This window comes from Streptomyces sp. SAS_270, assembly GCF_052543295.1.
Genome location: NZ_JBMNDS010000029.1, coordinates 70,095 through 84,149, shown reverse-complemented (window position 1 = coordinate 84,149; position 14,055 = coordinate 70,095). Strand labels below are relative to the sequence as shown.

Below are 14,055 nucleotides of genomic sequence, written 5' to 3'. Positions count from 1 at the left end.
GAGTCAGCGCAGTGATACGTACGAGACTCGCGGCGGTACTCGCCGCCGCCTTCCTCGCCCTGCTGCCCACCACCGCGAGGGCCGCCGACTACCCCGACCCGCTGCCCCTCACCGGGCAGGAGATCATCCACGACCCGACCGTCACCCACCTCAAGAACGGCCAGTACGTGGCTTATTCGACCGGCGGCATCATCGGCGCCCGCCTGTCGACGGACATGAAGCACTGGGACGACGCGGGCAACGCCTTCGCCACGCCGCCCAGTTGGTGGTACGAGTACAACTCCACCGGTGACCCCTGGGCGCCCGACCTCTCCTTCCGCGACGGCCGGTACTGGCTGTACTACGCCGTCTCCTCCTGGGGCACCAACCACTCCGCGATCGGCGTCGCCACCTCCAAGTCCGGCATGCCCGGCACCTGGACCGACCAGGGCAAGGTCTTCACCTCCGATACGACCGACACCTGGAACGCCATCGACCCCGGCGTCATCAAGGCCGACGGCAGGCTGTGGATGGCCTTCGGCTCGTACTGGACCGGCATCCGCATGGTCGAACTGAACCCGAAGACCGGCAAGGCCGTCCCCGGCGCGACCGTCCGCCACCTGGCGACCCGCCCCGACGCGCCGTACGCCGTCGAGGGCCCCTACATCGTCAAACACGGCCACCACTACTACCTCTTCGCCTCCTACGACGGCTGCTGCGCCGGCGTGAACTCCACGTACAAGATCAGGGTCGGCAGGTCCACATCGATCACGGGCCCTTACGTCGACAGCGCCGGCACGCCGATGCTGGAAGGCGGCGGCGACCTGCTGCTGGCCGGCCACGGGAAGTACTTCGGCACCGGCGGCCAGTCCGTGTTCCGCGACAAGGGCCAGGACTGGCTCGCGTACCACTACTACGACGGCGACGACAACGGCACGCCCAAGCTCGGCCTCAACAAGCTGAGTTGGAGCCATGACGGCTGGCCCACTGTCAAGTAAGCACCCACCCCGAAAGGCGCACATGAGCACCGCCCGCTTCACCCTCGACCCGGCCTTCACCATCGGCAAGGTCAACCCCCGTCTCTTCGGCTCCTTCGTGGAACACCTCGGCCGCTGCGTCTACACCGGCATCTTCGAGCCGGGCCACCCCTCGGCCGACGAGGCGGGCCTGCGCACCGACGTGCTGGAGCTGGTCCGGGAGCTGGGCGTCACCGCCATCCGCTACCCCGGCGGCAACTTCGTCTCCGGCTACAAGTGGGAGGACTCGGTCGGCCCGGCGGACGAGCGCCCCCGCCGCCTCGACCTGGCCTGGCGCTCCACCGAGACCAACCGCTTCGGCCTCTCCGAGTACATCGCCTTCCTCAAGAAGGTCGGCCCGCAGGCCGAGCCGATGATGGCGGTGAACCTCGGCACGCGGGGCGTCGCCGAGGCCCTCGAACTGCAGGAGTACGCCAACCACCCCGCCGGCACGGCCCTTTCGGACCTCCGGGCCGCGCACGGCGACAAGGACCCGTTCGGCATCAAGCTGTGGTGCCTGGGCAACGAGATGGACGGCCCCTGGCAGACCGGTCACAAGACCGCCGAGGAGTACGGCCGGATCGCCGCCGAGACCGCGCGCGCCATGCGCCAGATCGACCCGTCCGTCGAACTGGTCGCCTGCGGCTCCTCCAGCCAGGCCATGCCCACCTTCGCCGCGTGGGAGGCGACGGTCCTGGAGGAGACGTACGACCTCGTCGACCACATCTCCCTGCACGCCTACTACCAGCCCGAGGGCGGTGACGTCGACTCCTTCCTGGCCTCCGCCGTCGACATGGAGTCCTTCATCGAGAACGTGGTCGCCACCGCCGACCACATCGGCGCGAAGCTGAAGTCGAAGAAGAAGATCAACCTCTCCTTCGACGAGTGGAACGTCTGGTACATCTCGGAGTGGCACGAGATCGAGAACTCCGGCGCGCGGGACTGGGCTCAGGCCCCGCGTCTCCTGGAGGACAACTACAGCGTCATGGACGCCGTCGTCTTCGGCTCGCTGCTCATCGCGCTGCTGCGGCACGCGGACCGGGTGACCGTCGCCTGTCTCGCCCAGCTGGTCAACGTCATCGCGCCGATCATGACCGAGCCGGGCGGCCCGGCGTGGAAGCAGACGACGTTCTTCCCGTTCGCGCAGGCCTCCAAGTACGGCCGCGGCCAGGTCCTCGACGTCCGGGTCGACTCACCGACGTACGAGACCAAGAAGTACGGCGAGGCGGACCTGCTGCACGCCACCGCCGTGCGCGCCGAGGACGGCACGGTCACGGTCTTCGCGGTCAACCGCAGCCGGACCGAGTCCCTGCCGCTCGAAGTCGCCCTGAACGGGCTGGAGTTGACGTCGGTGGTGGAGCACAGTGCGCTCGCCGACGCCGACCCGGACGCCCGAAACACCCTCGCCGAGCCCGAGCGGGTCGCCCCGCACGCGGTCGAGGGGACCGCTCTCCAGGACGGCCGGTTGTCCGCCGTCCTGGAGCCGCTGTCCTGGAACGTGATCAGGCTGGCTTAGTTCGTGGACGCGTGGCCGGGGGAGTCGACCGGTGTCACCGGCACTCCTCCGGCCGCGCTGCCCAGCAGTGTCAGCTTCACGTCACCCGGGCCTGCGGGTGTGGTTCCGTCGGACAGGACCGCGAGGGCGAGTGTGTTGGCGCCCCGTGTGCGGAGGATCCCGTTCGGCAGGACGAAGGTGTGCTGTGGGCCCACATCGTTGATGTACTGGCCCATGTTCCAGCCGTTCAGGAAGATCTGGACGCGATAGGCGCGGGACGCGTCGTCGGTCAGGGTGAGCCCGATCGAGGCGTCCACACCCGGATTGACGGAGAGCCGGAAACCCGTCCGGTACCAGGTCACGCCCTGTCGCCGGTCCGCCCGTGGCAGGTCGACGAGCTGCCAGCCGCGGTCCGCGAACCCCGGCAGATGCCACCCCTCGCGCTCCCCGAACAGCCCGCCGTTGTTCATCACCCCGCGCACCGGATCGACGGCCGTCTCGCCCTGAAGACGCCAACTCACCTTCGGGGAGGCCTGCTTGGAGGTCTTCTTGGAGGACCTCGTGGAGGCCTCCGTGGAGGCTGCCTCGAAGGTCACCGCCGTCAGGCCGCGGGCCGCCTTGTGGGTGTCGAGCGCCTTGCCGTCCTGATCGTGCTGCATGCGCCGGACGAGGACAGAGAGCACGTGCGGGCCGGTCGTGCGCTGCTTCCTGGGAACCGGCCAGGTGGCGGTCGCCGCCCAACTGCCCTGCCGCACCGAGGCATTGTCCGGCACCGGCATCCGATGGGTGCCCAGCGGCTCCCCGTCCAGCCAGGCCATCAGCAGCCCCTGCGTGCCCGTGCTGTAGGACAGCGACACCGACTCCGTGCCGGTCGTGTCCGTGAAGCGGCCCCGGTACCAGACATCCCCGTAGTGGAAGCCGTAGTCGTCCGCGAACAGCACGGGCTGCCCGGCGGGCACGGGTGTCGTGCTGTACGACGAGGTCCTGTCGGCCTCCTGCCATTCGCTGTCGTCGAAGCCGGGCTCGGACTCGGGGTTCTCCGTGTGCCGCCGCCAGCCGCCGAGCGCGGGCAGCTTCACCTCGCCCACGCCGGGGATCACCGGCTCGGCCCGCAGACTCCCGCCGAGGGTGGGCAGCGTGCGCAGGGTGCCCCCGTTCCACACCACCTCGCCCATGCCGCGCGGCCCCCACACCTCCAGGCCCGTCCCGTTCGCGACCGTGTCGCCGGTGAGGTGGACCGTGTCCCCGCGCAGGGAGGCGCTTCGCAGCAGCGCCGGGCCGTACACGAGGACCGGGCCCGACGGGGTCTCGTAGGGCCACAGCTGCAGCGAGGTCGCGTCGTCGGCGAGCAGGAGCAGCAGCGGGGTGTCGATGCCGTCGCCCTCGATCAGCAGCCGGGTCAGGCCGCCGACTCCGAGGGTGGCGGACGCGTACAGCAGGCCGCGGTCCCACAGCCATCCGGCCTCGGCGTCCAGCCGGGTGACCGTCGGCTCGGTCGGGCACTCCAGCACGATCTGCGCCCGCTCGCCGGGCCGCCCGACGAACAGGGCGATGTCCTGGCGCCCCGCGGTGAACGACAGCATGGGCTGCGCGGTGGCGTACTTCAACTTCCGCCTGCCCAGGGCGAGTCCGGTGGTGATCAGCCGGGCGTCGCGCGCCGGAATCGTGACCGGCACCTGGGTGTCGGCGGCGGGAAGGTCCGAAGTGACTTCCTCCGTACTGTCGTTGCGCAGCACGTACACATGGGAGCCGGTGTCGGGGTTGGTCAGGTGGTACACCTTGATCCGGTCGTCCCCGGCCTTCACCGCGGCGGCCCGCTCCAGCTTGGCGAAGTCCGGTACGTGCCGCAGCAGATGGCCGAGCTGATGCATCGGGGCCAGCTTCGCGGTCGCGTTGCGCGCCTCGTCGAAGGCCGCCCCGTAGTCGTACGACGTGTAGACGACCGGCGCGGGCAGCCAGCCCCACGAGGTGCCGCCGAAGGTCATGTAGACGTTGTGGAGCGTGATGCCGTTGGCGAGGTTGGTCAGATAGAACCGCCGCTCGTACGCCGCGTCACGCGTGCGGCGCGACTCCTCGTACCCCTTGCCCTTGAACCAGCCGCCGCCCCACGGGTCGAACCAGCCGCCGCCGAACTCCGGGACGAACCCGGGCGTCCGCGGGCTGGCGGTGGCGCCGCCCTGCCCGCCGCCGATCCCGAAGTGCCCCCAGTCCGGCGGGTTCCCGGATGGCGACGGGTAGCCGTCGAAGCCGTACAGCCAACGCCCCTTCTCGCCACCGGTGTCGAAGGAGCCGGGCACCCAATAGCCGTTCCTGCCCTTGTCGTTGTGGAACAGCGGCACATCGATGCCGTCGGCGCGCACCTTCTTGTACAGGTGGGACATGTAGGCGCGGCCGGTGGGCTCGGTGACATGGGCGTCGTACTCGTTCTCGATCTGGTAGAGCAGGACCGTGCCGCGGCCTTTGGTGTAGAGGTGCTTGGCCACGATGCGGTTCACGGCGGTCAACCACTCGTCGACGTACGACAGATACGTCGGGTCGGCGGTCCGCGCCGTCCCCTTCGTCGCCGTCAGCCAGCCGGGGAAACCGCCGCCGTCGACCTCGGCGTTGATGTAAGGGCCGGGGCGCAGGATGACATACAGGCCGGTCTCGGCGGCCATGCGCAGGAACAGGTCCAGGTCGCGGACGCCGGTGAAGTCGTAGTGACCGGGCGCCGCGGAGTGGTAGTTCCACGCCACATAGATACTGACCGCGTTGTAGCCGTGCGCCCGCATCTTCTGCAGCACGTCCCGCCACAGCGACGGGCTCGGCAGCCGGAAGGGGTGCAGCTCGCCCGACCACACGACGAGACGCCTGCCGTCGACCAGCAGCGAGTACCGGTCGAAGCCGACCGTGTGCTTCTGTCCGTCGGCTCCCGGCGGCTCGGGCGCGGGCCCCGTCGGCACGGACCGCGCCGCATGGGCCGAGGGGGCCTCCGCCCCGGCGCTGCCGCTCAGCGCGAGACCGAGCGCGGTCGTACCGGCGAAGGCTCCGAAGGTACGTCTGCTGAGCGCCAAAAGAAGCCTCCTGGGCAAATGCTGCGTGGTGCGGGCGGTGCGGGTGTGGGGGCCATTCTCCACGCAGCAACCGGTCGGCACGGCCGCCCGGGGTGCTCGACGCGGGCGGATTACGCGGTTTGGACGGCAGGGGCGCCGCGTGGGCCTGCCGTACGGCCTGGTGACGGGGAGGGGGCGGGTTGGTGAAGGGGAGGCGGCCCGTTGACGTCGGGCAGCGGCCCGCTAGCGCTGTCGTCACACCAGGAACAGCAGCTGGGCGGCGACGAGCACGTCCACGACGCCGCACCACTCGGCGAACGTACGGGAGACGACCTGGTCGCGCCTCAGGTGGACGAAGTCCCAGCCGCCGTGGAAGAACCAGCCGGCCGCCACGAAGTACCGGCCCAGGTCCGGGTCCACCGCGAGGCCGGCCAGGGCGAGCCCCGCGAACACGAGGGTGCCCGCGGCCTGGATGCCGAGACCGGTTCGTCCGTCGTGCGGGGTCCTGCGAAGGGCGCCCCAGACCAGTACGGCCAGGGCCAGAGCGACGAGGACGGTGGAGGGGGCGACCGCGTCCTGCAAGGGGAGGGCGAAGATGGCGACCACGCCCGCGCCGAGGACCGGCCACGTCGCCCGGGGCGTGCCGAGCTGGTGGACGATCACGTAGATCAGGGGCAGCAGCGGCAGGACCTCCCCGAAACCGTCGACGGCGTCCGTCACGTCCTGCGAGCCGGACACGACCAGGTTGAGGATCCAGACGGCTACGGCCAGCAGCGTGGGCAGGCGTCGTCGTACGAGCGCCGCGGCCGGGTGCCGCTCGTCGGGCGCCGGAGGGGGCGTGGTCGTGTCAGGGGTACGGGAGGTGGGTCGAGGGGTGGGTCGCGCGGTGAGTCGGGAGGTGGGTCGAGCGGTCATGGTGGCCTCCGGTCTTGGGTGTTTGGGTGGTTGGGTTCTTGGGTGGTTCGGTGGGATGTCTTCAGCCTGCTGCGGGGCGATGTCGCCCAGTAGTGGCGAATCCGCAGGGGAGCGCGTGGAGTTGTCACGTCCTCGCGTGACATCTGTCATGCGGTGTCATGGGCCGCGGCCTGGGCCACAATGGCCCGATGGGGGACGACGGATCGATCGTTCACGGCGCGGACGCGCGCAGGCCCGGACTGGCGGGCTTTCGGCGCTACACCTGGTGGACCGTGCCGGGCATGACCGCGTGCGTCCTGGTCGCCTTCGTCGGGGAGTGGACCCTCGACGGCGATGTCCCGCTGTGGGCCCGTGGCCCGAGTGCCGCCGCACTTGTGGTCGAGGTGGTGGCGAGCGTGGTGCTGCTGAGTCGGCGGCTGGCGCTGCGGCCGATGCCGGACACGGACGGCAGCGGGCCGCCCATGGGATGGCTGATCGCCGCCAGCGCGGCTGGAGTTGTCCTCGCAGTGCTCCCGCTCGCCCGGCACAACTACGGGCTATGGCCGGTCGCGCCGGCCGTGGTCGTGGCCATCGCCGCGACGTACCTCCCACCGCGGCGCAGACGCCAACTCATCGCCTACGTCGTCGTCCTCGCGCTGCTGCCAGGCGGCGCCGTCGCCCTGGCCTACGGCGACGGCGGCCACGACCTGGCATACGCCGTCCTCTTCCCGGCCGGGCTCGTCGCCTTCACCGTCTGGGTGACGCTCGGCCCCCTGTGGGCCTGGGACACCGCGCGGCGACTGGATGACGCGCGGCGGCTGGAGGCGGAGGTGGCGGTCAAGGACGAGCGGCTGCGGTTCGCCGCAGACCTGCATGACATTCAGGGCCATCACCTCCAAGTCATCGCGTTGAAGAGCGAGTTGGCGGCCCGGCTCGTCGAGAGGGATCCGGCGCGGGCGGCGGCGGAGATGAAGGACGTCCAGCGACTCGCGGTCGACGCCCTCAGCGACACCCGGGCCGTGGTGCAGGGCTACCGCCGTACGACGCTGGACGACGAGATCGTGAACGCGACGAGGGTGCTGGCCGCCGCCGACATCGATGCCACGCTGAACCTCGAACCCGCCGCCTCAGCGACCGACTTGACCTCCGGTCTGGCCGACCCGGCCCGTCACCTCCTCGGTCTGGTGATGCGCGAGTCCACCACCAACGTGCTCCGGCACAGCCAGGCGCGGCACGCCGAGGTCGACTACCGCGTCACCGGCGGTCTCGCCCGTCTCCGGGTGAGCAACGACGGTGCCGACGAGCACCCGGCAGGGCTGGAGGGCACGGGCCTGCGCGGCCTCGCGGAGCGACTGGAGGCGGCCGGCGGCGAGTTGACCTGGAACCGCGACGGCGACCGCTTCGTGGTCGAGGCGTCGCTGCCGACGCAACGGAAGGCCTGACGATGATCCGGCTGCTGATCGCCGACGACGAGGACCTCCTCAGAAGTGCCCTCGTCGCGCTGCTCGGTCTTGAGGACGACCTCACCGTGGTCGCCGAGGCGGCGACCTCCACCGACGCCGTACGGCTGGCCCGCGAGCACAGCCCCGACATCGCTGTACTCGACCTGGAGATGCCGCCCACCGACGGCCTGCGCGCCGCCGAGGAGATCCGGGACGGCCAACTGCCCACCCAGGTCGTCATCGTCACCCGGCACGCCCGACCCGCCGTGCTGCGCCGCGCCCTGTCCGCCGGCGTGCGCGGCTTCGTCACCAAGACCACCCCGGCAGCCAGGCTGGCGGAGATCATCCGCGACATCGCCGCCGGACGCCGTTACGTCGACCCCGACATCGCCGCGTCGGCGCTGACCGAGAACGACTGCCCGCTCACCGACCGGGAGTTGGAGGTCCTGCGGGCAGCCCGCACCGGAGCCTCGGTCGCCGAGATCGCCACCGTGGTCAGCCTGGCGCCCGGCACGGTCCGCAACTACCTGTCCGCCGCCATGTCCAAGCTGGGCACGCCCACCCGTCACGCCGCCGCCCATCACGCGTGGCAACAGGGCTGGATCTGATGGGCGAGTTCGCGATAGACCCGTACAAGAGGCCTCGTAGGGCCTCGTATGGCTCCCTAGGACTCCGTGGGGTCCCACAGAATTCCGTATTCCGTATGAGGAGGCACGATGACAGCCGAGTCGCGCTACCTGCGGCCCCCTTGGGGCGCGCGGGTCATCGGAAACCGGATGGCCAAGCTCTTCGCCAGGAGCGTCCTGAGCACGCTGTCCGTACGCGGCCGCAAGAGCGGCCAGTGGCGCAAGGTGCCGGTGGCTGTCCTCGAACACGAGGGCGAGCGCTACCTGATAGCCCCGCGCGGGCAGACCGACTGGTCGCGCAATCTGCGCGCCGCCGGGAGCGGGCGCCTCGCCCGCAAGGGCCGGGTCGAGGAGTTCGACGCGGTCGAGGTGCCGGTCGCGGAACGGCCACCGCTGATCGAGGACTACCTCAGCCAGTTCGGCAAGTTCCCCACGGTCAGCGAGACGTTCCGCGAACTCCCCGAACCGGCCGACCACCCTACGTTCCGGATCGTCCGCCACTCCGCGTGACCCATCCAGGGCAAGTTTGGTGCGGTTCGTGTGGGCGCCCGGCCACTTGGTGGCGTACGTGATGAAGGCGTACAGGTGCTCGTACAGGTGCGCGTACAGGCGCCCTCCGACCGCTCGGAGGTGCTGGAACGAGAACCGGAACCGCCCGGCAAGACCGTGCGGGCCGGATCGATCTGTTCGGGCGCTGCCGCCCGCCTTGCAGCTGATCTACTGGCCGCACCAGTTCCTGCACGAGCGAAAGCGGAGTGAGGCGGACGTGACGACGCATACTGCGAAGGCCGAGGCCGGAGCCGGGGTCAAGGTCAATCCCGTGACCGGGTACACCGGGGCCGAGATCACCGGCGTCGATCTGGCGGGCCCGCTGGACGACGAGGCCGTCGCGGTGATCCGGGCGGCGCTGCTGCGCTGGAAGGTGCTGTTCTTCCGGGATCAGCGGCTCGACCATGCCGCCCATGTCGCACTGGCCCGGCCTTTCGGTGAGCCGGTCGTGCTGCATTCCCGGGGCAAGGCCTCGCCGGAGGGCTTCCCTGAGGTGGAGACCACGGCCGACCGGCTGGAGCTGGCCGGACGCTACGGGATGGACCACCAGGAATGGCTGGAGCGGCGGCGGCACACCCTGTCCCGGGGGTGGCACTGCGACCACGGTGCCCGGGTGAATCCGCCCGCCGCGACCATCCTGCGCGCCGAGACCGTGCCGCCGTACGGCGGGGACACGACGTGGTCGAACCTGGCGGCCGCGTACGCCGGACTCTCGGAGCCGGTAAGGGAGTTCGCCGACCGGCTGCGCGCCGAGCACCGCCTCGGGGTCGGCTACCAGCCGCGCCCCGGCCATGACGCCTACGTCCAGCACCTCCAGGACCACCAGGTCGCCACCGTCCACCCGGTGGTGCGTGTGCATCCCGAGAGCGGCGAGCGGCTGCTGTTCGTCAACGGCTACTACGTCGAGCAGATCCTCGATGTGTCGCGCGCGGAGAACCGGCTGCTGCTCGAACTGTTCGTCGAGCAGGTCACCCGGCCCGAGTACACCGTCCGCTTCCGCTGGGAGCCGGGCAGCGTGGCGTTCTGGGACAACCGAGCCACCATCCACCTGGCCCCCAGCGACACCGGGCACCTCGACTTCCCGCGCATCATGCACCGCGTGATGCTCGCCGGGGACGTGCCGGTCGGACCGGACGGCAGGCCCTCCGACTCCATCTGCGGTGCACCACTGGGGAGTTGAAGGACACCCGCCGACCGGTCACTGTGCTTCTTCAGCTCGTCTCGACGCCCACCGCCAGCGTGCCGGTGTAGCCCGCGGAGGCCGAACTGCCCAGCGCGGTGAGGGTGAGGAGGCCGGACGCGGCGCCTCCGTCGTCGTAGATGGAGTCCTGGGCGAGGGTGGTGCGGGTGACGGTGTTGGTCGAGTACGGGCTGACCTTCGCCATCGCCGCGGTGATGGTCTCGTTGCAGAAGAGCTGGCCGGTGTGGAGTTCGCGGCCGCCCGTGAACGAGCCGTCGGAGGTGAGCGTGACGCCGGTGTGCACCTTGAGGTGGATGTGGACGCAGCGTCCGCGGTACCAGCCCGGGTAGATCGTCGTGATCTTCGCTACGCCGTCGGTGCCCGTCAGCACACCGCCGCGCAGGAAGGTCCCGTCGTCCGGTTCCGAGTGGCCGTTGCCGCCGACGAATCCGGAGTACTCGCCGAGCGCGTCGCAGTGCCAGATCTCCACGAGCGCGTTGCTCAGCGGCACGCAGGTGTCGTCGTCGACGACGGTGAGGACGAGTTTGAGCGGGGCGCCGGCCTTGCCTTCGGTGACGTCGGCGCGGACGTACTGTCCGTCGAGGTAGTAGGGGCCTTCGGTCATCTCCTTGGTGAGGGTGCAGACGGCCGCGGCGGCGACCGGGGCCGCGTCCGCGGCGGACGCCGTGTCGGCGGTGGGGGATGTGGGTGCCGCCGCGGCCACGGCCAGTGCGGCGGCCGTGGCGCCGGTGGCGATGAGGACGGTACGACGCCCGACTCTGGGCTCTGCGCTGTTGTTCAGCGGGTTGTCTGTCATGAACACGGCACCGTAGGGACGCATGCTGTCGGAGCCCTGTGTGTTGGGCAAAGTGACGAACCGTCAAGCCCTGTGTTCAGCCAAGGGAGTTCGTGAATCGTTTTAACTTCTGCGTCCGAAGCGTTGACGCGCAAGCGCTTCGATTCTACGTTTCGCAGCCAGAGCCGTCCGAGAACACGGTCGCCGTTCGAGACTTCGAACCCATAGAGCCCGGAGGATCCGCATGAGCCGCACCTCCCGCACCTCCCACAACCCACGTAGCTCCCGCACCTCGCGTACGTCCCGCAGAACCGCCCTCCTCACCATCCCCGCAGCCGTTCTGCTCGCCCTCGTGCCGAGCACGGCGAACGCCTACCCCAACCCCGGCACCGTCACGGGGTCCGTGATCGTGCACGACCCGACGATGGTCAAGACCTCGTCGGGCCGCTACCTGCTGTACGCCACCGGCGGCGGTCTCGGCTACAAGACCTCGACCGACCGCACCGCCTTCACGGCCGGAAGCGACGCCTTCACCACCAAGCCGAGCTGGTGGTCGACGTATGCGACCGAGGCCTGGGCGCCCGACATCTCGTACCACGGCGGCAAGTACCTGATGTACTACGCCGTCTCGACCTTCGGATCCAACAAGTCCGCCATCGGTGTGGCCGGTTCGAGCACCGGACTGCCGGGATCCTGGACCGACTACGGGGTCGTCTACACGTCCACGACCTCCAGCGACTACAACGCCATCGACCCGAACCTCTTCGTCGACGACAACGGCAAGTGGTGGCTCTCCTTCGGCAGTTGGTGGACCGGGATCAAGATGATCCAGATCGACCCCTCGACCGCGAAGCAGCTCTCCTCCAACACCACGCGCTACTCGATCGCCTCCCGGCCGACCGGCACGAAGGCCGTCGAGGCGCCGTACATCGTCAAGCGAAACGGTTACTACTACCTGTTCGCCTCGTACGACGTCTGCTGCAACGGCACCAGCTCGACGTACAAGGTCAAGGTCGGCCGCGCGACCAGCATCACCGGGCCGTACTACGACAAGAACGGCGTCGCCATGATGAGCAACGGCGGCACGCCCGTCCTGGAGTCGCACGGCAGGGTCATCGGCCCCGGCGGCCAGTCCATCATGGCCGACACCGACGGGGACCTGATCGTCTACCACTACTACGACGGCAACGACAACGGCACTCCCAAGCTCGGCATCAACCTGCTGAGCTGGAGCACCGGTTGGCCGGTCGCGTACTGACGGACCGACCGGCCCCCTGGGCTATCCGGCCTGGTTGTAGAGGGCCCGCGCCGCGGCCGGCCATCCGGTCGGCTGCGGCTGCGGCTCCGGCTGGGTGCGGCCGCGCACCTGTGCGGCGGTCAGACCGCCCTGGGCGCCCTGGGAGGCGGCGAGGCCTGGCATGCCGGTCTGTACGACGGGCTGCAGCCCGGCGGCCATGGCGGCGGCCTGGACGGGTGCAGGGGCCGGTGCCAGGCCCGGCATCGCCCCGGGGGTCTGCGCCGGGGCCTGGGCCGCGGCAGGTGCGGGCCAGACGGCGGGCTGCTGCGGGGCCGGGTAGTTCGGTACGGCAGCGGGCTGCGGGTTCGGGTAGCCGGCCGCGGCGGCGGGCTGCGGAGTGGGGTAGTTCGCCACGGCGGCGGGCTGGGGGGCCGGGTAGCTCACCGCCGCTGCCGCGGGCTGCGGCGCGGGCTGAGCGGGCGGCAGGCTCGGTACCGGGGCGGGCGCCGGCATGGGCATCGGCGCGGGCTGGGCCGCCGCGGGCCCCGGCCACGCGTTCGCCTGCGCGGCCAGCCCCTGCATCCCCGCCCCGTTGGTCGCGCTGACCAGACGGTCCACCGCCGCCGTACCCGAGCTGTAGCTGGTCCCGGTGCCCAGCTCGGGCACGGCGGCTCCCCTCCTGGTCCCGTAGAGCACCTGTTCCAGGCCGGACACCAGGCGACGCACGTCCACCTGGGGGCGCACCACGAGCCGCAGGAAGCGGCTGGACGAACCGATCTTGTTGCCGCACTCGCGGACCAGGATCCGGTGCTCGGTGAGCAGTCGGTCCCGGACCACGGTGCCTTCGGCACCCACGGGGAGGCGCACGAAGAGGAAGTTGCCCTGCGACGGGTAGACCGTCAGGCCGGGCAGCCCGGAGAGCTGGCGGGCCATGTCGAGCCGGTCGCGGCGGACCATGTGCAGGCTCTCCATGTACTCGGCGCCGTGGTCCTTGAGCATGAACACCACGGTCTCCGCGAAGGAGTTGAGGTTCCACTTGGGCAGCATCGAGCGCACTCTGCCCGCGAGGGCCGGGTTGGCGACGAGGTAGCCGAAGCGGATGCCGTGCAGGCCGAAGTTCTTGCCGAGGCTGCGCAGCACGATCACGTTGGGGCGCATCACCGCGTCCTCGACGACGCTCGGGTCGGCTTCCGCGTCGGCGAACTCCAGGAACGACTCGTCGATGACGATGAGGTCCAGGTCCGCCATCGAGTCCATGAACTGGACGAGCGACTGGCGGGGTATGAAGCCGCCGTCGGGGTTGTTCGGGTTGCACAGGACGGCGACCCGGGTGCCTCGCTTGCGGATGAAGTCGGCGTACTGCGCGAGGTCCAGGGCGAATCCGCTGGACTCCTGGAGCGGGAACATGTCGACGCGCTTGCCGGTCTCCATCGGCTGGTCGGTCCAGCGGCCGAAGGTGGGGACGGGGATGGCTATGGACTCGCGGACCAGCAAGTGGTCGATCCAGGTGATGAGTTCGGTCGAGCCGTTGCCCATCGCGACGCACTGCGGCGGCAGTTGGAGCAGATTGCAGAGCTCGCCGGTGATCGTGTCGGCGCTGCTCGGGTAGTACGTGATGATCTCGCGCAACCGGCCGGCCAGGTCGTCGAACATGGCGGGCGTGGGGAAGTACGGGTTGCACGGAATGCAGAAGTCCACCGGACCCGTACCGTCGCCCTCACGCGCCAGCGCAGCCATCGAGGGGCTGTGCGCTGCCGTGCCGCGGAACAGCGAGGTGACGTTGTCGGGCATGGAACCTCCGTATGGGGC

The 14,055-nt window shown here is 70.2% G+C and carries 11 protein-coding genes; 7 read left to right on the top strand and 4 right to left on the bottom strand.

Annotated elements, in window-relative coordinates:
* Window positions 1–11: 11 nt before the first annotated feature.
* Window positions 12–977 carry an arabinan endo-1,5-alpha-L-arabinosidase gene (locus ACN6LB_RS21010; protein ID WP_445027257.1) on the top strand — a complete coding sequence of 322 codons (966 nt, stop codon included), beginning with the start codon at window positions 12–14 and terminating at the stop codon, window positions 975–977.
* Window positions 978–999: 22 nt separating this feature from the next.
* Window positions 1,000–2,511: an arabinosylfuranosidase ArfA gene (gene arfA / locus ACN6LB_RS21005; protein WP_445027256.1), complete on the top strand. Its 1,512-nt coding sequence runs from the start codon at window positions 1,000–1,002 to the stop codon at window positions 2,509–2,511.
* On the opposite strand, the gene ACN6LB_RS21000 is transcribed toward arfA, so the two are convergent.
* Both ACN6LB_RS21000 and ACN6LB_RS20995 read right to left on the bottom strand, forming a co-directional pair.
* The gene (locus tag ACN6LB_RS21000) at window positions 2,508–5,543 is read right to left on the bottom strand and encodes a beta-galactosidase (RefSeq protein ID WP_445027255.1); all 3,036 of its coding nucleotides are present in this window, start codon (window positions 5,541–5,543) and stop codon (window positions 2,508–2,510) included. The two genes, arfA and ACN6LB_RS21000, sit on opposite strands and share 4 nt — an antisense overlap.
* Before the next feature lie 234 nt (window positions 5,544–5,777).
* The gene (locus tag ACN6LB_RS20995; RefSeq protein ID WP_445027254.1) at window positions 5,778–6,437 is read right to left on the bottom strand and encodes a hypothetical protein; all 660 of its coding nucleotides are present in this window, start codon (window positions 6,435–6,437) and stop codon (window positions 5,778–5,780) included.
* 188 nt (window positions 6,438–6,625) lie between these two features.
* On the opposite strand from ACN6LB_RS20995, the gene ACN6LB_RS20990 reads away from it, so the two are divergent.
* The 4 genes from ACN6LB_RS20990 (at window position 6,626) to ACN6LB_RS20975 (ending at window position 10,213) form a co-directional block, all read left to right on the top strand.
* Entirely contained in the window at window positions 6,626–7,858 is a 1,233-nt protein-coding gene (locus ACN6LB_RS20990; protein ID WP_445027253.1) for a sensor histidine kinase, read from the top strand.
* 2 nt (window positions 7,859–7,860) lie between these two features.
* Window positions 7,861–8,466 carry a response regulator transcription factor gene (locus tag ACN6LB_RS20985; RefSeq protein WP_445027252.1) on the top strand — a complete coding sequence of 202 codons (606 nt, stop codon included), beginning with the start codon at window positions 7,861–7,863 and terminating at the stop codon, window positions 8,464–8,466.
* 108 nt (window positions 8,467–8,574) lie between these two features.
* Entirely contained in the window at window positions 8,575–8,994 is a 420-nt protein-coding gene (locus ACN6LB_RS20980; RefSeq protein WP_445027251.1) for a nitroreductase family deazaflavin-dependent oxidoreductase, read from the top strand.
* Between the two features lie 256 nt (window positions 8,995–9,250).
* On the top strand, window positions 9,251–10,213 hold the full coding sequence (locus ACN6LB_RS20975; protein ID WP_445027250.1) for a TauD/TfdA dioxygenase family protein: 963 nt from the start codon (window positions 9,251–9,253) through the stop codon (window positions 10,211–10,213).
* Between the two features lie 31 nt (window positions 10,214–10,244).
* Here the strand turns inward: ACN6LB_RS20975 and ACN6LB_RS20970 are convergent, their stop codons facing one another.
* The gene (locus ACN6LB_RS20970; RefSeq protein WP_445027249.1) at window positions 10,245–11,030 is read right to left on the bottom strand and encodes an intradiol ring-cleavage dioxygenase; all 786 of its coding nucleotides are present in this window, start codon (window positions 11,028–11,030) and stop codon (window positions 10,245–10,247) included.
* Between the two features lie 223 nt (window positions 11,031–11,253).
* Here ACN6LB_RS20970 and ACN6LB_RS20965 point away from each other — a divergent pair, with 223 nt between their 5' ends.
* Window positions 11,254–12,267, top strand: a complete 1,014-nt coding sequence (locus ACN6LB_RS20965; protein ID WP_445027248.1) for an arabinan endo-1,5-alpha-L-arabinosidase — start codon at window positions 11,254–11,256, stop codon at window positions 12,265–12,267.
* Between the two features lie 21 nt (window positions 12,268–12,288).
* Here ACN6LB_RS20965 and ACN6LB_RS20960 read toward each other — a convergent pair whose 3' ends face one another.
* On the bottom strand, window positions 12,289–14,037 hold the full coding sequence (locus ACN6LB_RS20960; protein ID WP_445027247.1) for a pyridoxal phosphate-dependent aminotransferase: 1,749 nt from the start codon (window positions 14,035–14,037) through the stop codon (window positions 12,289–12,291).
* Window positions 14,038–14,055 lie beyond the last annotated feature (18 nt).